The following is a 25,125-nucleotide window of genomic DNA, read 5'->3' on the forward strand; positions in this document are numbered from 1 at the left end:
ACCATGTTCAGAATGACCCGCTACATCAAGAGCCTTATGAGTCCGGCCCCGGTGCACCCGATTCCGAAACCGGCCGGCCCCGTGGTGATCTGGAACCTGATCCGCCGCTGTAATCTGACCTGCAAACATTGCTATTCAATCTCTGCCGATATCGACTTCAAGGGCGAGCTGAGCACCCAGGAAGTCTATACCGTGATGGATGATCTCAAGACTTTCGGTGTACCGGTCCTGATTCTTTCCGGCGGTGAACCACTGATGCGCCCGGATATTTTCGACATCTCTCACCGGGCGCGGGAAATGGGCTTTTATGTGGGGCTGTCAACCAACGGCACACTGATCACCGAAGACAACATCGGCAAGATTGCCGAGGCAGGCTATGACTATGTCGGCATCAGCATCGATGGCCTGGAAAAAACCCACGACGAATTCCGGCAGAAAAAAGGCGCATTCAAGGACTCCATGCATGCGGTTGCCCTGTGCAAGCAGGCCGGCATCAAGGTAGGACTGCGCTTCACCCTGACCCAGGACAACTTCCCGGAACTGCCCGCCATGCTGGACCTGCTCGATGAGCACGACATCGACAAGTTCTATCTTTCCCACCTGAACTACTCCGGCCGTGGCGGCCGGAACCGGAAACGGGATGCCTGGTACGACATGACCCGGGAAGCCATGGACCTGATGTTCGACCACTGTCACCAGGAACTCCAGCGGGGCGTGGAGCGGGAGTATGTGACCGGTAACAACGACGCCGACGGCCCCTTCCTGATTGAGTGGGCGAAACAGCATTACCCAAGTCAGGTCGGCGCGCTAGAGCAGCGCCTGAAAAACTGGGGCGGCAACGCCTCAGGCGTCAACATCGCCAATATCGACAACCTGGGCGTGGTCCACCCGGACACCTTCTGGTGGAACCATGACCTGGGTAACGTTCGCCAAACTCCGTTCTCCAGAATCTGGGCTGACACCACCGACCCGCTGATGCAGGGCTTCCGGCAGCACCCGCGACCAGTCAAGGGGCGCTGTGCGGAGTGTAAATACCTGGCCATCTGCAACGGCAATACACGGGTTCGGGCCTACAACATTTCCGGTGACTTCTGGGAGGAAGACCCCGGCTGCTACCTCACCAATGAAGAAATTGGTGTTCTCGATAAGCCCCGGCGCGTTGCCGCCCCGGTTACCGAAATCCCGGTTCACAACCTGTAAGGACAAGCATCATGACAACCAGCCAAAGGAAGAAGTGCCTGGTGGAGTTCCAGCTGGCGGAACAACCCTTACGGGCCGGAGAGGTGGCCATCGTGGGAGCCGGCCCGGGAGACCCCGGCCTGCTGACCCTACGGGCCCTGATGCTGATTCAGCAGGCCGATGCCATCGTCTATGACCGCCTGGTATCGCCCCAGATCATGGAACTGGTAAACCCCGCGGCCGAGCGAATTCACGTTGGCAAGGCCAGCGGTTGCCATTACGTACCCCAGGAAGACACCAATGAACTGCTGGTGCAGCTGGCGGTTAAACAGCGCAGGGTGGTCCGGCTCAAGGGCGGCGACCCGTATATTTTCGGCCGTGGCGGCGAGGAAGCGGAATTTCTGGTGGACAATCACATCGACTTCCAGGTGGTTCCGGGAATCACCTCTGCCGCCGGTTGTGCTTCATACTGCGGCATCCCGCTCACCCACCGGGACTACTCCCAGAGCGTGACCTTTGTAACCGGCCATCGCAAGGCCGACCAGTCCCTGGAATTGAACTGGGACGTGCTGGCAGCGCCGGGCCAGACCCGGGTGTTCTATATGGGGCTTCACAATGCTCCGACGATAGTCCGGGAACTTACGGCGCATGGTCTGCCGGGGGACTGCCCGGTGGCCCTCATCGAGCGGGGAACCACGCCGCAGCAACACATGGCGGTCACCACGCTGGCGGAACTTGAAGCCACTATCCTTCGTGAAGGCTTCCAGCCTCCGACACTGATTATAGTGGGTGAGGTCGTCCGCCTCGCAGACAAGCTGGCACAGCCCGCGGCAGCCGGCTGGTATTCCGGCCAGAATGAGACAATCGCAGCCCGGGCAGGAGGCGGACCGGCATGATGAACTGTAAAAAAAACCTGATAATTCTTGCCGCCAGCCTGCTGTTCCCGGCCTCGCTGCTGGCCAGCCCGGATCCAGAGACCGAGGCGCTCTACCAGCAACACTGCGCCAGCTGTCACGGCTCTGACCGTCTGGGTGGCATGGGTCCCGCCCTGCTTCCGGAAAACCTCTCCAGGCTCAAAAAGCCCGAGGCAGAAGCCACCATCCGCAGCGGCCGGCCCGCAACCCAGATGCCGGCCTTTGCCAATGCTCTTGCCAGCGAATCCATCACCGCCCTGGCGGACTATATTTACCGCCCACCCGCCAGCACGCCCACCTGGGGCCAGGCAGAAATCCTCGACAGCCATCTGCTACCCCACCCCCAAGGTACGCTACCCGACGAGCCGGGGTACGAAGCCGACATGATGAACCTGTTCCTGGTGGTAGAAATCGGTGACCACCACGTCACCCTCCTGGATGGCGACAAGATGGAGCCTATCCACAGATTCCCGAGCCGCTATGCCCTGCATGGTGGTCCGAAATACAGCCCGGACGGCCGTTACGTCTACTTTGGCTCGCGGGACGGCTGGATCACCAAGTACGACCTGTACAACCTGAAAGTGGTGGCGGAAGTGCGCGCCGGCATCAACATGCGCAACATCGCCGTGTCCGCTGATGGCAAACACCTGATGGCCGCCAACTATCTGCCCCACACCCTGGTACTGTTCGATGCCGACAATCTGGAACTGATGGGCGTTATCCCGGTGGAAAATAACGCCGGCGAAAGCTCCCGGGTCAGCGCCGTCTATGCCGCCCCACCGCGGGCCAGCTTCATCGCCGCCCTCAAGGATATCCCGGAAGCCTGGGAGATCACTGTGGAACACGGCGCGCCCATTATCCGCCGGATGCAGATCGACACTCTGCTGGACGACTTCTTCTTCGACCCCGGCTACAAACACGTCATCGGCGCCGCCCGCGACGGCAAGCGTGGCTACGTAATCAATCTCGATACCGGCAACACCGTCGCCAAACTCCCCCTCCCCGGCATGCCTCACCTTGGCTCCGGCATCACCTGGGAATACCAGGGCAAGCGGGTCATGGCCACGCCCCATTTCCGCACCGGTGCGGTCTCCATCATCGACATGGACAACTGGGAAGTCATCAAGACCCTGGAAACCCAGGGCCCCGGCTTCTTCATGCGCAGCCATGAAAATTCCCGCTACGCCTGGGTCGACGTGTTCTTCGGTCCCAACAAGGACAAGGTCCACGTCATTGACAAGCAGACCCTGGCAATCGTCAAAACACTGCAGCCCGCTCCGGGCAAGGTCGCCGCCCACGTGGAATTCGATCGCTATGGCGAGAAGCTTCTACTGAGCATCTGGGACAAGGAAGGAGCTGTAATCGTTTACGACGCTGATACTCTGGAGGAGGAAAAGCGCATTCCCATGAATAAGCCCTCCGGGAAATACAACGTCTGGAACAAGATCAATTACGAAGAGGGAACCAGTCACTGAGGGCTGACTCTGAGGGCTGGCCCGGAACTGAAGTCATTCTCCTATCGGTTATCGACTCAGTGAAAAAGCCTTAATGATTTAAGTCATTTCAAAAGATGTTTTTCTGATACGATAATTACCCTGACACTCAAAACAGGGTCAATGCCATGAACAGCATCCTCAGGCCAGACGTCTCCTCCGCTCCCTGCATGCTGGGAGAAAACAATCCGGACATCATCAATCATGACGCCGCCCCGGAGTCGACGGCCCTGCTGAACGGCCTGAGCCGGGTATTCGGTATCCGTCTGGCAGGCCATGAAAACGATCCGGATGCACGCTTTCTCGCAGACCTGGCCCGCCTGTTCCATCAGCGCCGGGTCGATGCAGAAACCAACCTGGAAAAGCATGACTCGCCCTGGGCCAACGTCTACCTGATCCAATACGGTATCCTCAGGCTGTTCCGGGAAGCGCCCAACGGCAAAATCTCTGTGCACCACTTTTTCTCCGAGGGCGATATGGTATGGCCGGTTTTTGGCCGCACCCGCACCGTACGCAACACCCTGTGCCTGACCCCCAGCACGCCGGCGACACTCTGGGTGGCGGATTTCTCCGCCTTCAGATCCGCGATCCAGTCTCACGGTGAAGGACTCTGGCCCAGGTTCGCGCTGGCCCTCACCGAGGAGATGGCGGAGCTGACCAGCATGAGGGAATTCCGGAAGCACACCATGCCAGCCCGGGAGCGCTATCGGCTGCTGCTTGAGGAATACCCGGAGCTGGTCAGGCGCGTGCCCGATAACCAGCTGGCATCGTGGCTGGGCGTTGTGCCTGCAACCTTCTCACGGCTGAAAACCGGCGCTGCCGGCAACCGGGTGTAAGTTTCCGATCAAGGCCGGATACAATACAAAAAAAGGGCAGCAAGCTCTCGCCCACTGCCCTGAAAAACACTCAACGCTTCATCACTACTTTGCTGTTAGCCGCGCAGTTTCACCGCCAGCTCAGCCACATGCTTGCCCTGATAGCGGGCGATCGTCAGCTCTTTCTCACTGGGCTGGCGCGAGCCGTCGCCTCCGGCGATGGTCGACGCGCCGTAGGGCGTCCCGCCATTCATTTCCGAGACATCAAAAAACTCCGGGATCCCGTAACCCAGGGGCACGATCACCATGCCGTGATGGGCCAGGGTGGTCCAGAACGAGCTGATCGTATGCTCCTGGCCGCCACCGGTCGCGGTGGAAGTGAAGACACTGGCCAACTTGCCATGAAGTTTGCCTTCGGCCCACAGACCGCCAGTCTGATCCAGGAAGGTGCGCATCTGGCCGGCCATGTTACCGAAGCGGGTCGGCGTGCCGAAAATGATCGCATCGTAATCCGCGAGCTCCTTCGGATCTGCCACGGGCGCTTCCTGTTCCGCCTTGCCGCCCGCACCCAGAAACGCCTGATCTGACATGGTTTCAGGGACTCGTTTTACGGTGATCTCGGCACCGTCTACGCCTTTGGCACCTTCGGCAATTGTGTTCGCCATGGTTTCAATATGGCCGTACATCGAATAGTAAAGGACAAGTACTTTTGCCATCGGGAAAAAACCTCCTCTGTCTGTCATCTGATCAAACGAGCATAACCACCGACGAGTTACAGAGAAACCGGAAGTTTTCCGGCAGGTCATTCAGTTTTTCTGAACAGAGTCACAGGATCTTCATTCCCGGCCATTGCGTACACCTGTACGCTCAAGTACTTTATCGGCATGACTAAATCGGAAAGCCCTCCAATGACAACAGCTCCCCCTGCACAAAACGTCCATCATCGTATCGAGGAATGGCTGAACAGTGCCACCCATGGCCTGGGCGCCCTGCTCAGCGTTGTCGGAACCATTGCTCTGATCGTGGGGGCCAGTCAGCTCGGTGACGCTTGGAAAATTGTCAGCTTCGGTATTTTTGGTGCTTCTCTGATTCTGTTGTATCTGGCATCTGCCCTTTATCACGGAGCCAGGCGCCCGGAATTGAAGAGAGCCTTCAAAACCCTTGATCATTGCGCCATATTTCTGCTGATCGCTGGCACCTACACGCCCTTCCTGCTGGTAAATATGCGGGGAACCATGGGCTGGACGCTGTTCGCGGTGATCTGGTCACTGGCCATCACAGGCGTGGTGCTCAAGGTGATTTTCAAGAATCGTTTCAAACTGGCGCGTGTCGGTATTTACCTGGCCATGGGCTGGCTGATTACCTTTGCTTCCTCAGATCTGGTCGCCAGCCTGAGCGAGACGGCTCTGCACCTCACCATCGCCGGCGGCATTGTGTATACCGTCGGCGTCGCTTTTTATCTGGCAGACCGGATTCCTTACATGCACGCCGTATGGCACCTGTTCGTGATCGGCGGCAGCGCTTGCCATTTCAGCGCCATTTACTTCGGCGTTTTGCCCTACACCGCCTGATCAGAAGCCCCACACCATTGCCATCAACACACCCCACGCAAGCAAGGACGCCGCCATAACGGTGTAGGTGGCAGACATGGCCTCCACATCGTTATCGGCTCGCCCGCAGAGGGACCGAACTCCCTGGTAGACCAGGGCGCAGGACAGGAATAACCCGGCAAATACGGCAACCACACTCACCGCCAGGGCTGGCACCAATAGCGCCAATGACGACAGCCAAAGCGGCAGCGGAGCAATCGCGGCCAGCAGATAGGCATCCTGGTAACTCATCTTCAATTGATGGCTGTTCATGACCGCATGAATCAGCCACCCCATGACGAAAAACGTGAGCAGTTCGGCCAGAAAAAGAATGGTGGTGATGAAACGCCATTGCTTGTCCCCGAATCCCTCGATAAAACCATCCCCATATTGGGTTCCCGCGTAGTAAAGCAGCACCGGCGGCAGAAACGACATAGGTACCACGACAACCCACGCCAGGAACGGAATGGATAGATCCAGACGCCGAAGCTCAGACCAGGCGCCATTGCCAGAAAAGGGCAGACGGGCAAGTTGTGTAATATTCATGATGCACCTTTACAATGTATCCCGTGATACTTTTACAAATAGCTCCGGGACGCGAGCTGGTCAAGGATACGAAATGACTTCGGACAACCCGGGCAGACTCCGACCAAACATCCATGCATTCTGGCTGTTCTTTCCGGCCGCCTCGCTTCTGGCTGCATTGGCGGTGCCTTTATCCGTTTACGGCGTCCTGTCTGGTTCAGGCTGGCCGCCGGGGCTTTTGGGCTCAGGACACGGCCACGAACTGATTTTCGGCTTTGCGATGGCCCTGGTTGCCGGCTATACACTGGGCCCCCAGCCGCGACGGATTCTTGCGTCGCTGTTTCTGCTGTGGCTTCTCGCCCGGATCAGTTGGTCTCTGGCCCCGGAGAGCCTTGCCGCCCAACTGCTCAGCCCGGCTTTTGCCCTGTTGCTGGCTCGCCACGCCGTTCCCAGATTCCAGGCGGCCAAGAAATGGCGAAACCGGATTGCAGGCCCGCTAATCCTGATTCTCTGCCTGTTGTCGGTCGTTTTCTGGCTTGCCAATAACACGCTGACCGGAAACGTTCAGTCAATACCCGGAACCCGCCAGGTGATGATGGCGGCCATTGTAGGCCTGTTGCTGCTGATGACCTTTATCGGGGGCAGACTCATTGCCCCGGCGGTAGCGGGAACCCTGGAAAAGCGAGGCATTCCCCTGGCTGCGCGGGTGCAACCGCGCATTGAAGGGATGCTGCTGATCATTCTGGCGCTGGCACTGACATTGACCCTTGTTCCCTTTGCAGCTCCAGGAGCAGGGTTCCTGCTCCTGACCGCGGCTGTTCTGATTGTTGTTCGGACCATCCGCTGGAAGCTTTGGCATTGCAGAAACCGGCCCGATCTTCTGGTTCTGGCCCTTGGTTATCTGTGGCTGGCAGCAGGTGCCGGCACCACCGGGCTCAGTCTTTTGCGGGGAACGGATCCAACCCCCTCCCTGCACCTGGTCACCATTGGCGCCCTCGGCACCCTGTCCTCAAGCGTCATGCTCCGGCTAGCCTGGCAGCGCGCCAGACGGACCACGCCCCCCACCTGGCAGGTTGTTGGTATTGCTATCGCCATGGCTATTGCGGCGCTCGCGCGACTTGAGGTGGGCATTACACCTTTCACAAACCCGCACTTACTCTGGCTGGCGGCTGTGAGCTGGTCATGCACGTACGCTCTTGTCGGCCTGCAGATGATTGTCCTGTTCCGGCAGAGCCAGAATCGCCGGAAATGATTGGCTACCTCTACTGCGCTGACTTCCGGACTGCCTACCCATTTCGGATTATCACCTTCGTATCCAATTGATTTTTATATATTTTTTTGGACAAAAACACAAACGGAATAGGGCCGGAAAACGGACTGTGCCGGACACCGGCTTGTCCTTGAGAAATATCAAGAATGCCTCCCTGCTCCTCTTTGCACAATGGTATCGAGAAGCCCGGATGCCGCCCTGAATGCGGTCATGGGTAAGTTAACCGAGGGAGTCAAAATCATGGCGAAAACCAACGCGGACATCGAACACTGGGATGTCGAAAGCGAAGAATTCTGGGAGCAGGAGGGCAAACGCATCGCCTCCCGCAACCTGTGGATTTCCATACCCAGCCTGCTGATAGGCTTTGCCGTCTGGCTGATGTGGGGAATGATCACCACCCAGATGAAGAACCTGGGCTTTCCCTTCAGCATTGACCAGCTGTTCACCCTCTCTGCGATTGCAGGCCTGTCTGGCGCCACCTTGCGGATTCCCGCCTCGTTCATGATCAAGATTGCCGGCGGCAGGAACACGGTGTTCCTGACCACCGCCCTGCTGATGATCCCTGCGGCCGGTACCGGCATCGCCCTGATGAATCCGGACACGCCCTTCATCGTTTTCCAGGCCCTGGCATTGCTCTCGGGTATTGGTGGCGGTAACTTCGCCTGCTCCATGAGCAACATCAGCACCTTCTACCCGAAAAGCAAGCAAGGTTATGGCCTGGGTATGAACGCCGGGCTGGGTAACTTCGGCGTGACCACCATGCAGGTGGTGATCCCACTGGTGATGACCGTTGGTATTTTCGGCGCCCTGGCAGGTGATCCGATGCAACTGCAAAGCCCGAGCGGCACGCTCATTGGCCGTATCGAGGCAGGCACTGACACCTGGATCCAGAACGCCGGCTTTATCTGGCTGGTGTTCCTGATTCCGCTGGCGTTTGCCGGATGGTTCGGCATGAACAACCTGAAAGTGGTTACTCCAAATCCAGGCAACCCTCTTTCAGCGTTTGGTAAGATCCTCGGACTCTATGGGGTTGGCCTCCTGGCGTCTGTCGCCGGCGTCTGGGCCCTGAGCGTGCTGAATATGTGGCTGGCCCTGCCACTGACCATCGTGCTCACCCTGATTCTTCTGCGCCTGATCCCGGGCGACATCAAGCCCAACATACAGAACCAGTTTGCGATCTTCAGCAACAAGCACACCTGGTCCATGACTGTGCTCTACATCCTCACCTTCGGTTCTTTCATCGGTTTCTCCGCTGCACTGCCACTGTCCATCAGCGTTATCTTCGGCAACATGATGGAAGTCGCTGCCGACGGCACCGTAACCCGAGTGGTAAACCCTGATGCGCCGAGCGCATTGACCTGGGCCTGGATGGGACCTTTTGTGGGCGCCCTCATCCGCCCTGTCGGCGGCTGGATCTCCGACAAGGTCGGCGGCTCCATCGTTACCCAGATCATCTCGGTGGTCATGGTGATAGCCTCCGTGGCCACCGGCTATGTGATGATGCTGGCGTATAACTCAACCGATCCGAACGCCTACTTTGCGCCCTTCCTGATCCTGTTCATCATCATGTTTGCGGCCAGCGGTATCGGCAACGGCTCCACTTTCCGCAGCATCGGGTTCATCTTCAACCAGCAACAAAAAGGGCCGGTTCTGGGCTGGACCTCAGCGGTTGCCGCCTACGGTGCCTTCATTGCGCCACGGGTCATGGGCCAGGAAATTCAGGCTGGCACTCCGGAAGTGGCCATGTACGGGTTTGCAGTGTTCTACGCGCTCTGCCTGGTGGTTAACTGGTGGTTCTATCTGCGCAAGAACGCGTACATAAAGAATCCTTGATACTGAGCTCGCGTATAGACCGGCGCCCATCAAAGGCGCCGGTTTTTTTGTCTGCAATATCCCACCACAAACTGCCCTTCACCTGCCAAATGACGGATTGGCTTACAAATGCTAGATTTAGGATGATGGTTTTAAGTTCAACAGAATCAGGGAGCCTGCCATGTCCTTCGAAGAGCTCTTTGACGCAAGTTACGAACGCGTCCTTCACCCCCCACCTGGAGCCCCTGACTTTTTTGAAGCCTTCTACCGCCGATTCCTGATGTCTTCGCCAGAAGTCCGGATACTGTTTCGCAATACAGACATGGCAGTTCAGCGAAGCATGCTGAAGAAATCCTTTTTCAGTCTCATAGCATTCTACGCCAGCGGCAGCGTTGACGATGTCCTCCATCGAATTGCCTGCCTGCACAGCGCCCGCTATCTCAATGTTAAGCCCCACCTCTACGATCTCTGGCTCGACTGCCTGACGGATACGGTAAGAGCCTATGACTGGGAGTTCAGCGACGATATCGAACTGGCCTGGAGGTTGGTTCTCAGCCCCGGAATCACTTATATGAAGTTCGGATATGACCACTTCTGACCTGAGGCAGGTATGACCATCCCTGAAACAAAAAAAACCGCCGGGCAATGCCTCGGCGGCCTTTTCCTCAACGGCGGTGCATCAGCCGGTCGCGGCAGCCTGCCGGCGACGCTCTTCCTCTTCGATCTGGAGATCCACAGAGGAAACCTGGTATTCATCAGCAAACCCTGATTCCGGCTCTTTCAGCCACATCATGCATAACAGCCAGCTGATGAAGGCGCCGCCGGCAATGATATAGAAGAACTGGGTTGGGGTTACGAAGGTGAAGATGGTCAGGTATACCACTGCACCCACGTTGCCATAAGCACCGGCCATACCGGAGATCTGCCCGGTGAGGCGTCGCTTGATGGAGGGGATGATGCCAAAGGTTGCACCCTCCGCACCCTGCACAAAGAAAGAAGTGAACACAGTAATGCCGACGGCAATGATCAGGGGCCAGTTGGAGTTCATCAGGCCCATCAGGGCGAAACCCACAGAAATACCGAACATGTAGCTGAGCATCACAAAGCGCCGATTGCCCATTCGGTCTGAGACCAGGCCACCCATCGGGCGTGCCAACAGGTTTACAAAGGCAAAGGAAGCGGCGATCAGGCCCGCAGCAGTGGCGCTGAGGCTCCAGGTTTCTTCGAAAAACATTGGCAGCATGGAAACGACTGCCAGCTCGGCACCGAAGTTGGCAAAGTAGGTGCTGTTCAGCGCAGCCACACTGTTGAACGGGTATTTGTCGTCCTCAGGCACGCCCTGTTTGAGCAAGGGAACGTTTACCCGGAGAATCTGGAGAATCTGGTAGCACACAATGGCCACAATCGCGGCGTAACAGATCGCCGCTCCGGTGGCGCTCAGGTACCCCATGTTCTCGATACGCCATACCAGGATGCCAAGCACACCGACCAGCGGAATGGTCCAGAGGATCAACTTGATCATGTCGCCCCAACTGCTGACCTCCAGTGCCACAGCCTTGCGAGGCTTGCGGTGAACAGTGCCAACAGGGCCGTCGGTAATCGCAAACCAGTAGTAAACGCCGTATGCCGCCATCACGATCGCGCTCTGGGCGATGGCCCAGCGCCAGCCATCTTCACCGCCATACATTTGCAGGGCGATAGTCGGCAGAGTGATTGCAGCAGCGGCGGAACCGAAATTACCCCAACCCGCATAGAAGCCTTCGGCAAAGCCGATGTCTTTCGGTTTGAACCACATGGCGGTCATGTGAATGCCCACCACAAAGCTGGCACCGATGGAGCTGAGCACCAGGCGGCTGACCAGTAGTTGCGTCATGGTGTTACCGAAGGCAAACACCAGGGCCGGGATGGACATCAACACCATCAATACAGAGAACACACGCCGGGGCCCGAAACGGTCCAGAGCCATGCCCACGATAATCCGGGCAGGTATGGTCAACGCCACGTTGCAGATTGCAAACAGGCGAAGATCGTCCGCGGTAAGCCAGTTAACGCTCTTGAGCATACTGGATGCCAGCGGCGCCATGTTGAACCACACATAGAAGGTTATAAAGAATGCAATCCAGGTCAGGTGCAGGGCCCTGATCTCCGGGTTCTTGACGTGGAAAACGTCTGCGACTTTCATGTCAGCCTCCTGGGCTTTCAGATACAGAAACGGTAAAGCACCAGACTCAACGGCTGGGCAAAATAAGGAGTGGGCACTGGATCCGGCGAGCGAGGAAGGAGCTCACGCTGCCGAAGGTCATGTAATCCAGTTCGTCCACGAAATAGGTCAGCGAACGGGCGATAAATCCGCCGTCCGGTTCATGGCTGTGGCGCGCAATAACGAGCATGGCCGGGTGGACCTTTTTCTCGGCGGCGTACAGCAGCATTTTCCGTGCATCGCCTTCCAGCAGCATGGTTTCGGCGGAAATCTGCTCCTGCTCGCATACCCCAAGAGCCTCGGTGAGGTGTTCTTTCAGTTCAGACACTTCTTGCTGGAACAGGTCTTCGTTTCCGGAGGTGATATCTCGAGGGTTTTCAGCAACCGCAACCAGGGTGATCACGGGCTTGAGGTCGCGGAACATGGTGATGGTCTGTGCCAGAGCCAACCTGGCATTGCGCGAGCCGTCGTAGGCAATCATGATTTTCATTTGTGGGTTCTCCCAAAGGCGCTTTCGACGCCCCCTGCGAGAGGCGTCCATTGATATCTGTCAGCATTACCCCACACTTTGGTGCCGGCCATATTTGACGTAAATCAACCTTGATAGCGCGTACCCCACGAGAGAAATCAAGGACCTATCCCCCTGGCTGAAAAACCCTCCAATCGCCTACCACCAGCGCACCCAGCAGGAGGTACCTCCAATGCCCCGCATCGAAAGACCCTGTTTTTGATAAGGTTTAAGAGGTGTTTTCAGACGTCATTTGATCAAAGTCCGGAGGGAACGGAGCATGGCCAACATCCCGTCAAAGTCAGAACAGAACCGTGCGCTCGGTTTATCCACGTTTGCCTTCACCCTGTGCTTTGCGGTGTGGACCATTTTCTCGATTATTGGCATCCGGCTCAGCGAAGATCTGGGGCTGTCGGATACTCAGCTTGGCCTGCTGATGGCCACCCCGATTCTCACCGGCTCCATCAGCCGGCTGTTCCTGGGCATCTGGACGGACCGCTACGGGGGCCGTTGGGTGTTCGGCATCCTGATGCTCACTACTTCCGCCTGCGTTTACCTGCTCACCTTCGCAACCACTTACCTTATGTTGCTGGTGGGCGCCCTGGGCGTTGGCCTGGCTGGCGGGGCCTTTATCGTCGGGGTGGCCTACACAGCGGCATGGTTTGAACCGGAACGCCAGGGAACCGCCCTGGGGATTTTTGGCGCCGGCAATGTGGGTGCTGCGGTAACCAACTTCGGGGCCCCGTTCCTGCTGGTCGCCTTCGGGTGGGAGAGTACGGCACAGATCTACGCCACTGTGCTGGCGATCATGGGCGTGATCTTTATACTTCTTGCCAAAGAAGACCCAATGGCCGCCGAACGGGCCGGCACCAAGGCCAAATCCTTCATGGAGCAGATGGAGCCACTCCGTGAGCTGAGGGTCTGGCGATTTGCGTTGTATTATTTCTTCGTGTTCGGCGCCTTTGTCGCCCTGGCACTCTGGCTGCCCCACTTCCTGATCGGTGTCTACGGCCTGGACATCAAGACCGCAGGCATCATCGCCGCGCTCTACACCATCCCGGCATCGCTGTTTCGTGTCCTGGGAGGCTGGATGTCGGACCGCTTCGGCGCCCGCCGGGTCATGTACTGGACCTTTGGCGCCTCGGTTGTATGCACCTTTCTACTGAGTTACCCGCCCACGGAGTATGTCGTGAATGGCATCGAAGGCGATATCCGCTTTACCCTGGCAATGAGCCTGCCAATGTTCGTGGCACTGATCTTCATCCTCGGTTTCTTCATGTCCCTGGGCAAGGCGGCGGTCTACAAACACATTCCCGTGTACTATCCCATGCATGTGGGCGCCGTCGGCGGCGTGGTAGGAATGATCGGGGGCCTGGGCGGCTTTATTCTGCCACTGACCTTTGGGGTGCTGAACGACCTCACCGGGATATGGCAAAGCTGCTTCATGCTGATGTTCCTGATCGTCGCTGCTGCCCTGATCTGGATGCACTATGCCATCCGGTCCGCAGAGCGGGTCGAGTGGGCTGCCAACGAGGAGAGAACCGATCTGCCGGAGCTGGCATCTCCCCAACTTTTCTACCCCCTGAATCGGAAAAAACCGTAACCGGAATTGCGGATTTCGCCTCGCTGCCCCCATCTTCGGGGGCTTTTTTTCGCGTATAATCCGCGCTCACACAGGAGCTCGGCGAGCCTCCGGTGCCCGACTACCTCTGGAGCGTTAACGTATGCCCCCGGAAATGAACCCAGCCTCAGGCTTCAATCAGTTGCGCCGAATCGAATCCAGCAAGGTCTTTCAGACAGTGGTGATAACCATCATCATCCTGTCCGCACTGACGATTGGCGCCAAGACCTACGACCTGCCAGTCCTGGCGGAACAGAGCCTGACGGTGATGGACAACGCCATCACTCTGTTCTTTTTGATCGAGATTCTGTTCCGCTTTTCCGCCAGCCCGGTCAAACGGCGTTTTCTCCTCGACGGCTGGAACCTGTTCGATACCCTGGTGGTCATCGGCAGCCTGATTCCACTCGACAACTCGGAAGCGGTGTTGCTGGGGCGTCTGTTGAGAGTGTTCCGGGTGTTGCGTCTGGTGTCGGTGGTTCCAGAACTGCGCTTTCTAATCAACTCCCTGTTAAAAGCCATTCCCCGCATGGGCTACATTGCCGTGCTGATGTTCATTATTTTCTACATCTACGCGGCCATAGGCTCGATGTTCTTTGCCAGCGTCGATGACAAGCTCTGGGGCGACGTCGCCATTGCCATGCTCACGCTGTTCCGGGTAGCCACCTTTGAGGACTGGACGGACATCATGTACGCCACCATGGAGCAATATCCTCTCAGCTGGATTTACTACCTGACGTTCATCTTCCTGACCGCCTTCGTGTTCCTGAACATGATGATCGGTGCGATCCTTGAGGTCATGAGCGAGGAGCAGAATGCCAAGGAGGCGCAGAAGGCCCATGACGAGCGGGACGAGATTACCCGCCAGCTCCAGGGTGTGCAGCGACAGCTGGAGGAGCTGACGAGGCAGGTTGCTGGCAGGGACCGGGAATAGCGACAGAAATCAGCGTTTACCAGAAGACCGGCTTATTCACTGCCAGATGGAAAATGGCTGTGATCTGTACCAGCGCAATCACAGCCGCTGCCACCCGCGCCGGGGCTCCGAGCGTTGTTTTCAGCGCAAAAAGACCGGCGATAATGTAGCCGATCAGCAGAAAGATCTTGGCTGTCAGCCAGCCGTGGACAAGCGGCATCCAGGGCGTTACAAACAACAGGCTGATGGCCGCCACCAGCAGGATGGTGTCGTTCGCGTGAGGGATCCAGCGCAGCGGTGTTTTCCGCCAATCAGGCTTACCAACCGCATCCAACAACAGACGCAAGGCAAACAGCACTACCGTGAGGTAGGCTGCGGTCATATGGATACTTTTCAGAATCAGGTAGCCGCTCATAAATCATCCTGTTGTGAATCAAAACGATAGCGGCATTGTACGCAGAAATACCCCTTACCGGGTATGTTCTTTCTGTCGTTTCACATATAACATGTATTATCATTATATGTATTAGCGGAGGCAGTCATGCAGGCGATCCCCACACCCCGTCGAACCGAAGCCGCCAGCATCAGTCAGCTGTTCAGCTATCCGTTCCGGATCTTCTTCCTGTCCATGGCGGTAATGGCTCTACTTGCCATTCCCCTCTGGGTTATGCAGGTCACCGGCGTCATCGACCTGCCTCTGGCCCTGCCTGGCCTGTTCTGGCACCAACATGAGATGCTGTTCGGCTTCCTGTCGGCCGCCATCGCCGGCTTCCTACTAACCGCCGTCTGTGTCTGGACCCAGACCGAGCGCACCCACGGCTTGCGCCTGGTACTGCTCTGGGGCGTCTGGCTGGCGGGCCGTCTTTTGCTTGCCTTTGGTGCCGGCCTGCCGGACTGGCTGGTGCATGGCGTGAACCTGGCCTTCCTGCCACTTGTCATGCTTGATGCCGGCTGGCGGATCTGGCATGCCCGTCAGAAGCGGCAGCTGCTGATCCTTCTTGTTCTGGGACTGCTCTGGCTTCTGCAGTTAGGATTCGTAACCCGGCTGGACATGACCTTCAGCTACGGCGCCCTGATCATGGCCATGGCGCTTATCAGCATCATCGGCGGGCGCATCACTCCGGCCTTCACCACCGGCTGGCTTCGTCAGCGAGGGCTTGACAGCACCGCCGTGAAAACCATTCCAGCACTGGATATGGCCACTTTGTTCAGCCTGATTGTGCTAATGGCCTCACTGGTCACGGGCTGGCAAACCGTCACCGGCGTATTGGCAGCTGTTGCAGGCACCCTGATGCTGGTGCGACTGGCCGGCTGGAAAGGCTGGCTGGTTCGCAAAGACCCCCTTCTCTGGGTTCTGCACCTGTCTATCCTCTGGGTGCCTGTGGCACTGTTCCTGCTGGCCGGCACATTGCTTGCTGGCTGGCCATCCAACGCCTGGAGCCACGCCGCTGGCACGGGCGCAGTGGCCTGCCTGATTCTCGGTGTTATCGCCCGGGTTTCCCTCGGCCATACCGGTCGGCCACTGGTGTTGCCCAAGGGTATGGTGAGCGCATTTTTCGCGATTCACCTAGCCGCACTTGTCCGGGTCCTGACAGCCTTCGGGGTGATCGGCTGGCATCCGGGCATCGGCGCCAGCGCGCTGCTCTGGTTGTTCGCGTTCGGCATGTTCCTGTTCCGCTATACTCGGGTACTGGCCAGTCCACGCCCTGACGGGCGCGAGGGATGAAATCCCGGAGCGCTCGAAAAAAGGCAGGCCCGGAAGCCCGCCTTTTACCATTCAGCCCACTCAGGCTGCCAGTTTCTTCCTCGCCAACTCTGCAAATGCGGACCGGGACGCGCGAAAACGGGCAGCGGGAAATGAAATGCTGACACCCTCCAGCGCAGCCATCAGCATTTCCAGATGCGCATCCCAGCCCGCACAGGAAATGGCGATTAACTCGTCGTCAGGAAGATAAAGTGTGAGAGTAAGAACCGTCCCCTCAACGTCGGGGGACAACTCCCAGACCAGAGGTCGTTCCGGATCCCCACCGGCACTCCAGGAGTACGCCAACAGCCGATGAGGTTCACAAGCGCTGATCTGGCAATCAATGGGGGTGCCACTGTTGCCAAAATCCAGTTTGACCCTGCCACCCCGCTCTTGATCTACAGTCCCGGGCGCCAGCCATTGGCTCAGACATACTGAATCCGTCAGCATCTTCCAGACAACCTCGGGCGTATGACCGATCTTCCGTTGCAGCCGCGCTGCAACCCGCTCTCCCTCACGCCAGAGACTTCCCTGAATGTCATCAGCATCGTGTGCCATCACTGCGCCCCTCTTTATATGCCATTCCACTCTGACCAAAACCCGCGGTTCAGCAACAATTAAAAGGCCCTTTAACAGATATTTTAGTTAAACTTTTTTATCTGGAAACTCCTACGCACCGAAGCATGAGTTGCATATTCCCCAAGGAATCCCATGGTATGTGGCGTATCAGCGGCTCTGCTCAAGGGCCAGTCCACACGATACCAGCGTCACTCCTGCAGATCTTTGACGACCATCAACCCCCTCACCCCGGCAAAAAACGCAATCATCCACTAAAGGTCAATACCGTCACGCCAGATTCGCGCTAAAGTATGAGGAAATCATTTTGTAACAGAGACACTGGCACTATGAACCCGGATCATTTTGATAAAGAAGACCTGATCAAATGTGGCCACGGCACGCTCTTCCCTGGCTCCATGCGCCTGCCCATTAATGAGATGCTGATGTTCGACCGCGTCACTCATATCGCGGACGACGATGGCCTGTATGGCAAGGGCAGTATCGTGGCCGAACTCGACATCAACCCGGACCTCTGGTTCTTCAAGGTACACTTTGTTGATGATCCCGTTATGCCCGGGTGCCTGGGGCTGGACGCCATGTGGCAGCTGGTCGGCTTCTTCCTGGCCTGGGGTGGCGGTGAAGGCAAGGGCCGTGCTCTGGGTTCCGGTGAAGTGAAGTTTACCGGCCAGGTTCTGCCCACGGCCAAAAAAGTGACCTACCGCCTGGATCTCAAGCGCGTAATCAGGCGCAAGCTGACTATGGCAATCGCTGATGGCCGGATGGAAGTGGACGGCCGGGAAATCTACACAGCCAAAGACCTGCGGGTTGGCATGTTCACCTCGACCGATGATTTTTAGGAGTTAACAAGATGCGTCGCGTTGTAATCACCGGTATGGGCATCGTTTCCAGCCTTGGTACCAACCAGAAGGAAGTTGCCCAGTCCCTCAAGGATTCCCGTCCTGGCATCGGCTTCAGCGAAGAAGCCCGGGATAATGGCCTGCGCAGTCATGTCTGCGGTCAGATCAACCTGAATCTGCCGGAACTGATTGACCGCAAACTCTGGCGTTTCATGTGCCCGGCCTCAGGCTACACCTACCTGGCCATGCTTGAAGCGATTGAACAGTCAGGGCTGACTGATCAACACATCAAGGCTGACACCACCGGCATCATTTTCGGCCAGGGTGGCGCCTCCACGGTTGAGCTGCTCGATTCCATCGACACTCACCGCGACCGAGGCATCCGCCGGGTTGGTCCCTACCGCGTGCCCCGCACGATGGGCAGCGCCATTAATGCGTCTCTCGCAACCGGCTTTGGCATTCGTGGTGTCAATTACGGCATTACCTCTGCCTGCGCCACAAGTGCACACTCCATTGGCCATGCTGCAGACCTGATCGCCCTCGGGCGCCAGGACGTGATGTTTGCCGGTGGCGGTGAAGATATTCACTGGACGTTGAGCCTGCTGTTTGACGCCATGGGCGCCCTTTCCACCAAGTACAACGACACACCGGAACTGGCCTCGCGCACCTACGATGCGAACCGCGATGGCTTCGTTATTTCCGGCGGCGGCGGGGTTCTGGCCCTTGAAGCGCTGGAACACGCAGAAGCACGCGGCGCAAACATACTGGCGGAGATCGTCGGCTTTGGCGCAACGTCCGACGGTGCCGATATGGTTGCCCCTAGCGGCGAAGGCGCAGTGCGCTGCATGAAGCAGGCCATGAAGAATCTGGACGGTGAGATCAGCTACATCAATACTCACGGCACCAGCACACCGGCCGGCGATATCACCGAACTGAAAGCACTGAAGGAAACCTTCGGCGACAAGATCCCGCCGCTGAGCTCCACCAAACCCCTGTGCGGCCATGCCCTGGGTGCGGCAGGCGTGCATGAGGCTATTTACAGCCTGCTCATGATGCGCGAGGGCTTTATTGCTCCGTCCGCCAACATCCAGACACTCGATGAAGGTGCCGAAGGCTACCCGATCGTGCGGGAACGCATGGATAACCAGCATCTGAACCTGGTGATGAGCAACAGCTTCGGATTTGGCGGCACCAACGCCTCGCTGGTGTTCAAAAGGTTCGGAACCTGATCAGGACAACCTGACAGAGCGATATTCAGCCGGGGATGTTCCCATCCAGCGCTTGAAAGCCCGGCTGAATGCGCTCAGCTCCGAAAACCCGAGCTGCTCAGCGATTTCCACGAGCGGCTTGGTTCTGTCCTGCATGTAAGTCAGCGCCTGTTGACGGCGAACCTCCTCAAGCAAGCGGGCAAACGTCAGACCTTCGCGTTTCAGTTTCTTGTGCAGCGTGTAACGGCTCATATGCAGCTGCGACGCCACCACTTCAACACCAACTTTGCCACGGGCAAGCTGTACGCTGATCAGGGAACTCACCCTAAAGCTCAGCGAAACCCGCGCCACCTCTGGCGTCAGAAGCTTTGATCCCATTTGGAACTCCTTCTTTTTCATTCTTCGGCCACATCGGCCAGGCTGTGAGCGTACATGTGTTAGCCGAAAATAATCAATACAACCATTGAGCAGGATCAAGGGAACGACCGCCGACATACCGCAAAATGCCCGACTTCCAAAATCGCCCGGAGCCCACATGAATACCCCGGAACTGCTTGCCCCCGCCGGCACCCCCGAACACCTCGAAACCGCCTTCGCTTACGGTGCGGATGCCGTGTACGCCGGCCAGCCCCGCTACTCACTGAGAGTAAGGAACAACAGTTTCAAAGACGTTGCAGCCCTCGGGGCCGGAATCGCAAGAGCCCATGAACTCGGCAAACAGTTCTACCTTGTCTCCAACATAGCACCTCATAACAACAAGGTACGCAGCTATCTCAAAGATCTGGAGCCGGTACTGCAACAAAAACCCGACGCTCTGATCATGTCCGACCCCGGGCTGATCATGCTGGTACGGGAAAAATGGCCGGATCAGCCCATACACCTCTCGGTACAGGCCAACGCCGTTAACTGGGCCACCGTTGAGTTCTGGCGCCAGCAGGGCATCAGGCGGGTAATTCTCTCCAGAGAACTGGCACTTGACGAGATTCGCGAGATCCGAGACCGGGTCCCGGACATGGAACTGGAAGTTTTCGTGCACGGCGCCCTGTGCATGGCCTACTCCGGCCGCTGCCTGCTCTCTGGCTACATGAACCACCGGGACGCCAATCAGGGCGCATGCACCAACGCCTGCCGCTGGAACTACAAGGAAGTCCAACACAGCCACGACCAGACCGGCGACCTCATCGCCACCTGCGGTAGCGGCGGTGTCCTGGAAGTCGAACCAAAAGAAATCCTGCTGGAAGAGCCGAACCGCGCCGGCAGCTTCATCCCCGCCTACGAGGATGAACACGGCACCTACATCATGAACTCAAAAGACCTGAGAGCCGTCCAGCACGTGGCCGAGCTGGCCAGAATGGGCATCCATTCCCTGAAAATCGAAGGGCGCACCAAAAGCACCTACTACGTCGCCCGCACCACCCAGGTGTACCGCCGCGCCATCGACGAGGCAGTGAACGGAAAACCCTTCGACATGGGCCTGATGGACGAACTCGAAGCCCTCTCCAACCGCGGCTACACCGAAGGCTTCCTGCGCCGACACGTCCCCAAGGAATACCAGACCTACGAACAGGGCTCCTCGTTCCTCGGCACCCAGCAGGTGGTCGGCACTATTGCCGATGCGAATGACCAATGGCTGACCATCGACGTGAAAAACAAATTCGCCCCCGGTGATCAACTGGAACTGGTCAGCCCGGCGGGCAACATCCGGTTCTCGGCCAATATCATGGAAAACCGAAACGGCCAGGCCATGGAATATGCGCCTGGCAGTGGACATATTGTTCGAATTCCGAAACCGGCTGATCTCCCGCAGACCCTGGAGCATAGTTACCTCACAAGAATCCTGGCTAAAGACGACTAGCAATTAGTATGAAGCGCCGGGCGGGAGTGCCTCCCAAAACCGTGCATTGCCAGGGATGGCAATGCCGAGCCCCCAGGGACGGGTTTACGGCGTGTTTTGGGAGGCACTCCCGCCTGGCGCCAACCTAGAACCTCACAGTCCTGCAATAACCAGACTATCAGCCTCATTGCCAGCCCCTTAGTGCCCCAAAGGCCGATTAAGGTATAATCACCTCACGCACAAATTAATACCTGACTATTTTACTCTGGTATTGTATAATCGCCAGCCAGAAGCAACGGATTCAGCCTGCTTTTCTGCTTATGTTTCAGCATCAGGCCACCAGAAATCCGTCATCCAAAAAGCGATTGCAGGGCGTACTCATTGGATGAGCGACCACTGCAACACCCAAACTGATGACATCCGATCGACAGCCCACCTATGAGGCTGCCGGCGACACCAAGGGCGAAAGCCCGCGATGAGAGAATACGGAGCGACGATCATGGCGACCACCGACACCGAGGTGAACGAGCTGATCAAACGGGAATACGAGTATGGATTTGTAACAGACATCGAATCCGACACGTTCGAACCCGGCCTTAATGAAGACGTTATCGCCCGCCTATCCGGCCTCAAAAAGGAGCCGGAGTGGATGCTGGAGTGGCGCCTTAAAGCCTATCGTCGCTGGCTCGAAATGGATGAGCCGGACTGGGCCCATGTGGGCTACCCGAAAATAGATTACAACTCGATTTCGTATTATTCCGCGCCCAAGCGCCCCGAAGACATGCCCCAGAGCCTGGACGAAGTGGATCCGGAACTGCTGAAAACCTATGAAAAACTGGGCATACCTCTGCACGAACGGGAGAAGCTGGCAGGCGTGGCCGTTGACGCGGTATTCGATTCCGTCTCCGTAGCAACCACCTTCAAAGAGCCGCTGGCCAAGGCCGGCGTGATCTTCTGCTCCATCTCAGAGGCGATCCAGGATCACCCGGAGCTGGTCAAAAAATACCTGGGCTCCGTAGTACCTGCAGGTGACAACTTCTTCGCCGGCCTGAACTCCGCAGTCTTCTCCGACGGCACCTTCGTATACGTGCCAAAGGGTGTGCGCTGTCCTATGGAGCTGTCCACCTACTTCCGCATCAACGCGGCCAACACCGGCCAGTTCGAGCGGACCCTGATCATCGCAGAAGACAGCAGCTACGTAAGCTACCTCGAAGGTTGCACCGCACCAATGCGAGACGAAAACCAGCTGCACGCGGCCGTGGTTGAGCTGGTGGCTCTGGATGACGCCCAGATCAAATACTCCACCGTGCAGAACTGGTATCCGGGCGATGAAAACGGCAAGGGTGGCATCTTTAACTTCGTCACCAAGCGTGGCGCCTGCATCGGCAAGAACTCCAAAATCTCCTGGACCCAGGTCGAGACCGGTTCAGCGGTGACCTGGAAGTACCCGAGCTGCGTGCTGCGCGGCGACAACAGCGTGGGCGAATTTTATTCCGTGGCGCTGACCAATAACTACCAGCAGGCCGACACCGGCACCAAGATGATCCACCTGGGCAAGAACACCTCCAGCACCATCATCTCCAAGGGCATTTCCGCCGGCAAGAGCTCCAACGCCTATCGCGGGCTGGTGAAGTTCGGCCCCGGCGCGGAAGGTGCGCGCAACTTTACCCAGTGTGATTCACTGCTCATTGGCGACCGCTGTGGCGCCCACACCTTCCCGTACATCGAAAGCAAGAACAAATCCGCCATTGTCGAGCACGAGGCGACCACCTCCAAGGTCAGCGACGAGCAGATGTTCCTTTGCCGCCAGCGTGGTATCGACCCCGAGCAGGCCGTGTCCATGATCGTGAACGGCTTCTGCAAGGAAGTGTTCAAGGAACTGCCGATGGAGTTCGCTGTGGAAGCCGGAAAACTGCTTGAAGTCAGCCTCGAAGGCTCGGTGGGTTAACCGGGCCGGTCAGTAGACTGCATACGAATTCATACAGATTCAGAAATAGAGAGAAGCCAACAAATGCTGAGCATCAAAAACCTGCACGCATCCGTTGAGGGCAAAGAAATCCTCAAGGGCATCAACCTGGAGATCAAGGCCGGGGAAGTTCACGCCATCATGGGCCCGAATGGTTCTGGCAAGAGCACCTTGTCGCAGGTACTGGCAGGTAACGAGGCATTTGAAGTGACCGAAGGCGAAGTGACGCTGAATGGTGAAAACCTGCTGGAACTGGAGACCGAGGAGCGGGCCCGCGAAGGTGTTTTTCTGGCATTCCAGTACCCGGTGGAGATCCCCGGTGTGAGCAACCTTCAGTTCCTGCGTACCGCGGTAAATGCCATGCGTCACCACAAGGGTGAGGGCGAAATGAACGCGGCCGAGTTCATGAAGCTGGCCAAAGAAGTTTCCAGACAGGTGGACCTGGACCCGGCTTTCCTCAAGCGTGGTGTAAATCAGGGCTTCTCTGGCGGCGAGAAAAAACGGAACGAGATCATGCAGGCGCTTCTGCTACAGCCGAAGCTGGCCATTCTGGACGAAACCGATTCCGGACTGGATATCGACGCCCTGCAGGTGGTCTCCAACGGCGTTAATGCCTTGCGCGCGAAAGACCGCGCCATTTTGATGGTGACCCACTACCAGCGCCTGCTGAACCACATTGTGCCGGATTACGTGCACGTTCTGGCCGGAGGTAAGATCGTCAAATCCGGTGGCCGTGAGCTGGCCCTGGAGCTGGAAGAACGCGGCTACGGCTGGCTCGGTATCAAGGATGAAGAACCCGCCAACAGTTCGGCCAACTAAAAGGAGTGCGCGGAATGAAACCAGCACCAACCCTTTCTACCGCGTTCCTGCACCCGGCCGGGCACACCCTGCCGGAACCGCTGGCAGCGCTGCGTAAGCAGCAGGGTTCAAATCTTGTGGACCTGCCACTGCCGACGCGGAAAACGGAGAACTGGAAATACTCGAGTAAGTACCTCAAGCTGACCGATGATATGGCCATCTCGCTGCCTGCCGAAGGTAAGTCCGGCAGCAGTCTGGCGGTGCCTGGCTACAAGGTCGTGCTACTGAACGGCATCATGATGCCGGAAGCCAGCGACTACCCGGACCTGGATGGCATAACCATCGAAAGCTTCGAGGACCTGGACGGCGACGCCGCCACCTGGCTGGCCGAACGCCTGGATCACGCCCTGGATAGCCAGTCCATGCAAATCTCCCGCCTGAATACGGCGCGGTTTGAGGATGGCCTGCTAATTCGCCTGAAGCCCGGCGCGGTGCTGGAACAGCCCCTGTTCATTATTCACGAGACCAGCGCCGACGCCAGTGGCTCCGCCTACCCTCGCATTTATGTCGACGCCGGCACCAACAGTAAGATCACCCTGGTGGAAGAGTATATCTCCAGCGGCAGTGAATCAGTCATGGTGAACGCAGTTACCGAAATGAACCTTGGTGAAGGCGCCAACGTCACCAGCATCCGTCTGAACATGGAAGGCGGGAATGTTCAGCACATTGGCTCTACCGGAGTTCTGCAGCAGCGCAGCTCTCGCTTTGAAAGCCATTGTGTCGGCTTCGGCGGACCACTGCGCCGGCACGACCTGCAGGTCCGTCTGGAAGGTGAAGAGGCCGAATGCAAACTCAACGGTGTGGTGGTAACCCAGGGCAAACAGCACTACGACAACCACACCACCATTGAGCACGTGGCCGCCCACTGCAACAGCGAAGAGACCTATCGCAACATTGCCGCGGACCAGTCCCATGCGATTTTCAACGGCCGGATTCATATCCATCAGGACGCCCAGAAGTCCAACGCGGAGATGAACAACAAGAACCTGTTGCTGTCCAATGGCGCAGAGATCGACACCAAGCCGGAACTGGAAATTTACGCAGACGACGTGAAGTGTGCCCACGGCGCTACGATCGGCCAGCTTGACAAAACCTCACTGTTCTACCTGGTTTCACGGGGCATCGGCCGGCGCGAAGCCAATGTTTTGCTCACCATGGCATTCATTAACGAGCTGGTAGAGCAGATCCCTGTTGAAGCAGTTCGGGAGACGGCGCAGGGCCGCCTGAACCACTTCTTCGAACAGACATTCCAGGAGGCATAACG

Annotated in this window: 24 protein-coding genes; 17 read left to right on the plus strand and 7 right to left on the minus strand. The window is 57.6% G+C overall.

Going from position 1 to position 25,125, the window contains the following annotated elements:
- Window positions 1–3: 3 nt before the first annotated feature.
- The 4 genes from nirJ (at window position 4) to ACN0XM_RS14240 (ending at window position 4,422) form a co-directional block, all read left to right on the plus strand.
- Window positions 4–1,200 carry a heme d1 biosynthesis radical SAM protein NirJ gene (gene nirJ, locus ACN0XM_RS14225; protein ID WP_417567601.1) on the plus strand — a complete coding sequence of 399 codons (1,197 nt, stop codon included), beginning with the start codon at window positions 4–6 and terminating at the stop codon, window positions 1,198–1,200.
- 11 nt (window positions 1,201–1,211) lie between these two features.
- On the plus strand, window positions 1,212–2,075 hold the full coding sequence (gene cobA / locus ACN0XM_RS14230; RefSeq protein WP_417567602.1) for a uroporphyrinogen-III C-methyltransferase: 864 nt from the start codon (window positions 1,212–1,214) through the stop codon (window positions 2,073–2,075).
- Entirely contained in the window at window positions 2,072–3,568 is a 1,497-nt protein-coding gene (locus tag ACN0XM_RS14235; protein WP_417567603.1) for a cytochrome D1 domain-containing protein, read from the plus strand. Before cobA ends, ACN0XM_RS14235 begins: the two co-directional genes overlap by 4 nt.
- A gap of 146 nt (window positions 3,569–3,714) precedes the next feature.
- Complete coding sequence (locus tag ACN0XM_RS14240) at window positions 3,715–4,422, plus strand: Crp/Fnr family transcriptional regulator (RefSeq protein WP_417567604.1); 708 nt, start codon at window positions 3,715–3,717, stop codon at window positions 4,420–4,422.
- A 95-nt stretch (window positions 4,423–4,517) separates the two neighbouring features.
- On the opposite strand, the gene wrbA is transcribed toward ACN0XM_RS14240, so the two are convergent.
- Window positions 4,518–5,117: an NAD(P)H:quinone oxidoreductase gene (wrbA, locus tag ACN0XM_RS14245; protein WP_417567605.1), complete on the minus strand. Its 600-nt coding sequence runs from the start codon at window positions 5,115–5,117 to the stop codon at window positions 4,518–4,520.
- A gap of 192 nt (window positions 5,118–5,309) precedes the next feature.
- Here wrbA and trhA point away from each other — a divergent pair, with 192 nt between their 5' ends.
- The gene (trhA, locus tag ACN0XM_RS14250; protein ID WP_417567606.1) at window positions 5,310–5,972 is read left to right on the plus strand and encodes a PAQR family membrane homeostasis protein TrhA; all 663 of its coding nucleotides are present in this window, start codon (window positions 5,310–5,312) and stop codon (window positions 5,970–5,972) included.
- Here the strand turns inward: trhA and ACN0XM_RS14255 are convergent, their stop codons facing one another.
- Entirely contained in the window at window positions 5,973–6,536 is a 564-nt protein-coding gene (locus ACN0XM_RS14255) for a Yip1 family protein (protein ID WP_417567607.1), read from the minus strand.
- A 73-nt stretch (window positions 6,537–6,609) separates the two neighbouring features.
- Between ACN0XM_RS14255 and ACN0XM_RS14260 the strand changes: the two genes are divergently transcribed.
- The 3 genes from ACN0XM_RS14260 to ACN0XM_RS14270 all read left to right on the plus strand — a co-directional run bounded on the left by ACN0XM_RS14260 (window position 6,610) and on the right by ACN0XM_RS14270 (window position 10,195).
- A complete protein-coding gene (locus ACN0XM_RS14260) occupies window positions 6,610–7,767 on the plus strand; it encodes an NnrS family protein (protein ID WP_417567608.1) in 1,158 nt (385 codons plus the stop codon).
- Window positions 7,768–8,025: 258 nt separating this feature from the next.
- The gene (locus ACN0XM_RS14265; protein ID WP_417567609.1) at window positions 8,026–9,618 is read left to right on the plus strand and encodes an antiporter; all 1,593 of its coding nucleotides are present in this window, start codon (window positions 8,026–8,028) and stop codon (window positions 9,616–9,618) included.
- 160 nt (window positions 9,619–9,778) lie between these two features.
- Window positions 9,779–10,195 carry a globin gene (locus ACN0XM_RS14270; RefSeq protein ID WP_417567610.1) on the plus strand — a complete coding sequence of 139 codons (417 nt, stop codon included), beginning with the start codon at window positions 9,779–9,781 and terminating at the stop codon, window positions 10,193–10,195.
- Window positions 10,196–10,276: 81 nt separating this feature from the next.
- On the opposite strand, the gene ACN0XM_RS14275 is transcribed toward ACN0XM_RS14270, so the two are convergent.
- Window positions 10,277–11,779: an MFS transporter gene (locus ACN0XM_RS14275; protein WP_417567611.1), complete on the minus strand. Its 1,503-nt coding sequence runs from the start codon at window positions 11,777–11,779 to the stop codon at window positions 10,277–10,279.
- A gap of 46 nt (window positions 11,780–11,825) precedes the next feature.
- Window positions 11,826–12,287, minus strand: a complete 462-nt coding sequence (locus ACN0XM_RS14280) for a universal stress protein (protein ID WP_417567612.1) — start codon at window positions 12,285–12,287, stop codon at window positions 11,826–11,828.
- Between the two features lie 298 nt (window positions 12,288–12,585).
- Between ACN0XM_RS14280 and ACN0XM_RS14285 the strand changes: the two genes are divergently transcribed.
- Window positions 12,586–13,908, plus strand: a complete 1,323-nt coding sequence (locus ACN0XM_RS14285) for an MFS transporter (protein WP_417567613.1) — start codon at window positions 12,586–12,588, stop codon at window positions 13,906–13,908.
- Between the two features lie 121 nt (window positions 13,909–14,029).
- Window positions 14,030–14,857 (plus strand): ion transporter, encoded by an 828-nt coding sequence (locus ACN0XM_RS14290; RefSeq protein ID WP_417567614.1) that lies wholly within the window; start codon window positions 14,030–14,032, stop codon window positions 14,855–14,857.
- A gap of 16 nt (window positions 14,858–14,873) precedes the next feature.
- On the opposite strand, the gene ACN0XM_RS14295 is transcribed toward ACN0XM_RS14290, so the two are convergent.
- Window positions 14,874–15,251 carry a SirB2 family protein gene (locus ACN0XM_RS14295; RefSeq protein WP_417567615.1) on the minus strand — a complete coding sequence of 126 codons (378 nt, stop codon included), beginning with the start codon at window positions 15,249–15,251 and terminating at the stop codon, window positions 14,874–14,876.
- Window positions 15,252–15,377: 126 nt separating this feature from the next.
- Between ACN0XM_RS14295 and ACN0XM_RS14300 the strand changes: the two genes are divergently transcribed.
- Window positions 15,378–16,562, plus strand: a complete 1,185-nt coding sequence (locus tag ACN0XM_RS14300; protein ID WP_417567616.1) for an NnrS family protein — start codon at window positions 15,378–15,380, stop codon at window positions 16,560–16,562.
- Between the two features lie 60 nt (window positions 16,563–16,622).
- Here the strand turns inward: ACN0XM_RS14300 and ACN0XM_RS14305 are convergent, their stop codons facing one another.
- Window positions 16,623–17,138: an SRPBCC family protein gene (locus ACN0XM_RS14305; RefSeq protein WP_417567617.1), complete on the minus strand. Its 516-nt coding sequence runs from the start codon at window positions 17,136–17,138 to the stop codon at window positions 16,623–16,625.
- 347 nt (window positions 17,139–17,485) lie between these two features.
- Between ACN0XM_RS14305 and fabA the strand changes: the two genes are divergently transcribed.
- The gene (fabA, locus tag ACN0XM_RS14310; RefSeq protein ID WP_417567618.1) at window positions 17,486–17,995 is read left to right on the plus strand and encodes a bifunctional 3-hydroxydecanoyl-ACP dehydratase/trans-2-decenoyl-ACP isomerase; all 510 of its coding nucleotides are present in this window, start codon (window positions 17,486–17,488) and stop codon (window positions 17,993–17,995) included.
- Between the two features lie 11 nt (window positions 17,996–18,006).
- Complete coding sequence (gene fabB, locus ACN0XM_RS14315) at window positions 18,007–19,224, plus strand: beta-ketoacyl-ACP synthase I (RefSeq protein WP_417567619.1); 1,218 nt, start codon at window positions 18,007–18,009, stop codon at window positions 19,222–19,224.
- On the opposite strand, the gene ACN0XM_RS14320 is transcribed toward fabB, so the two are convergent.
- On the minus strand, window positions 19,225–19,581 hold the full coding sequence (locus tag ACN0XM_RS14320; protein ID WP_417567620.1) for a helix-turn-helix transcriptional regulator: 357 nt from the start codon (window positions 19,579–19,581) through the stop codon (window positions 19,225–19,227).
- 157 nt (window positions 19,582–19,738) lie between these two features.
- Here ACN0XM_RS14320 and yegQ point away from each other — a divergent pair, with 157 nt between their 5' ends.
- The 4 genes from yegQ (at window position 19,739) to sufD (ending at window position 25,123) form a co-directional block, all read left to right on the plus strand.
- Window positions 19,739–21,058, plus strand: a complete 1,320-nt coding sequence (gene yegQ / locus ACN0XM_RS14325) for a tRNA 5-hydroxyuridine modification protein YegQ (RefSeq protein WP_417567621.1) — start codon at window positions 19,739–19,741, stop codon at window positions 21,056–21,058.
- A gap of 478 nt (window positions 21,059–21,536) precedes the next feature.
- Entirely contained in the window at window positions 21,537–22,985 is a 1,449-nt protein-coding gene (sufB, locus tag ACN0XM_RS14330; RefSeq protein ID WP_417567622.1) for a Fe-S cluster assembly protein SufB, read from the plus strand.
- Between the two features lie 63 nt (window positions 22,986–23,048).
- Window positions 23,049–23,822, plus strand: a complete 774-nt coding sequence (gene sufC / locus ACN0XM_RS14335) for a Fe-S cluster assembly ATPase SufC (RefSeq protein WP_417567623.1) — start codon at window positions 23,049–23,051, stop codon at window positions 23,820–23,822.
- A 14-nt stretch (window positions 23,823–23,836) separates the two neighbouring features.
- Window positions 23,837–25,123: a Fe-S cluster assembly protein SufD gene (gene sufD / locus ACN0XM_RS14340; RefSeq protein ID WP_417567624.1), complete on the plus strand. Its 1,287-nt coding sequence runs from the start codon at window positions 23,837–23,839 to the stop codon at window positions 25,121–25,123.
- Window positions 25,124–25,125 lie beyond the last annotated feature (2 nt).

The organism is Marinobacter sp., from assembly GCF_048269445.1.
Taxonomy (GTDB): domain Bacteria; phylum Pseudomonadota; class Gammaproteobacteria; order Pseudomonadales; family Oleiphilaceae; genus Marinobacter.

What these genes read in the sequence shown, in the direction of transcription:
- nirJ (WP_417567601.1), top strand. Translation starts at nt 4, where the DNA reads ATGTTCAGAATGACCCGCTACATCAAGAGCCTTATGAGTCCGGCCCCG.
- cobA (WP_417567602.1), top strand. Translation starts at nt 1,212, where the DNA reads ATGACAACCAGCCAAAGGAAGAAGTGCCTGGTGGAGTTCCAGCTGGCG.
- ACN0XM_RS14235 (WP_417567603.1), top strand. Translation starts at nt 2,072, where the DNA reads ATGATGAACTGTAAAAAAAACCTGATAATTCTTGCCGCCAGCCTGCTG.
- ACN0XM_RS14240 (WP_417567604.1), top strand. Translation starts at nt 3,715, where the DNA reads ATGAACAGCATCCTCAGGCCAGACGTCTCCTCCGCTCCCTGCATGCTG.
- wrbA (WP_417567605.1), bottom strand. Translation starts at nt 5,117, where the DNA reads ATGGCAAAAGTACTTGTCCTTTACTATTCGATGTACGGCCATATTGAA.
- trhA (WP_417567606.1), top strand. Translation starts at nt 5,310, where the DNA reads ATGACAACAGCTCCCCCTGCACAAAACGTCCATCATCGTATCGAGGAA.
- ACN0XM_RS14255 (WP_417567607.1), bottom strand. Translation starts at nt 6,536, where the DNA reads ATGAATATTACACAACTTGCCCGTCTGCCCTTTTCTGGCAATGGCGCC.
- ACN0XM_RS14260 (WP_417567608.1), top strand. Translation starts at nt 6,610, where the DNA reads ATGACTTCGGACAACCCGGGCAGACTCCGACCAAACATCCATGCATTC.
- ACN0XM_RS14265 (WP_417567609.1), top strand. Translation starts at nt 8,026, where the DNA reads ATGGCGAAAACCAACGCGGACATCGAACACTGGGATGTCGAAAGCGAA.
- ACN0XM_RS14270 (WP_417567610.1), top strand. Translation starts at nt 9,779, where the DNA reads ATGTCCTTCGAAGAGCTCTTTGACGCAAGTTACGAACGCGTCCTTCAC.
- ACN0XM_RS14275 (WP_417567611.1), bottom strand. Translation starts at nt 11,779, where the DNA reads ATGAAAGTCGCAGACGTTTTCCACGTCAAGAACCCGGAGATCAGGGCC.
- ACN0XM_RS14280 (WP_417567612.1), bottom strand. Translation starts at nt 12,287, where the DNA reads ATGAAAATCATGATTGCCTACGACGGCTCGCGCAATGCCAGGTTGGCT.
- ACN0XM_RS14285 (WP_417567613.1), top strand. Translation starts at nt 12,586, where the DNA reads ATGGCCAACATCCCGTCAAAGTCAGAACAGAACCGTGCGCTCGGTTTA.
- ACN0XM_RS14290 (WP_417567614.1), top strand. Translation starts at nt 14,030, where the DNA reads ATGCCCCCGGAAATGAACCCAGCCTCAGGCTTCAATCAGTTGCGCCGA.
- ACN0XM_RS14295 (WP_417567615.1), bottom strand. Translation starts at nt 15,251, where the DNA reads ATGAGCGGCTACCTGATTCTGAAAAGTATCCATATGACCGCAGCCTAC.
- ACN0XM_RS14300 (WP_417567616.1), top strand. Translation starts at nt 15,378, where the DNA reads ATGCAGGCGATCCCCACACCCCGTCGAACCGAAGCCGCCAGCATCAGT.
- ACN0XM_RS14305 (WP_417567617.1), bottom strand. Translation starts at nt 17,138, where the DNA reads ATGGCACACGATGCTGATGACATTCAGGGAAGTCTCTGGCGTGAGGGA.
- fabA (WP_417567618.1), top strand. Translation starts at nt 17,486, where the DNA reads ATGAACCCGGATCATTTTGATAAAGAAGACCTGATCAAATGTGGCCAC.
- fabB (WP_417567619.1), top strand. Translation starts at nt 18,007, where the DNA reads ATGCGTCGCGTTGTAATCACCGGTATGGGCATCGTTTCCAGCCTTGGT.
- ACN0XM_RS14320 (WP_417567620.1), bottom strand. Translation starts at nt 19,581, where the DNA reads ATGGGATCAAAGCTTCTGACGCCAGAGGTGGCGCGGGTTTCGCTGAGC.
- yegQ (WP_417567621.1), top strand. Translation starts at nt 19,739, where the DNA reads ATGAATACCCCGGAACTGCTTGCCCCCGCCGGCACCCCCGAACACCTC.
- sufB (WP_417567622.1), top strand. Translation starts at nt 21,537, where the DNA reads ATGGCGACCACCGACACCGAGGTGAACGAGCTGATCAAACGGGAATAC.
- sufC (WP_417567623.1), top strand. Translation starts at nt 23,049, where the DNA reads ATGCTGAGCATCAAAAACCTGCACGCATCCGTTGAGGGCAAAGAAATC.
- sufD (WP_417567624.1), top strand. Translation starts at nt 23,837, where the DNA reads ATGAAACCAGCACCAACCCTTTCTACCGCGTTCCTGCACCCGGCCGGG.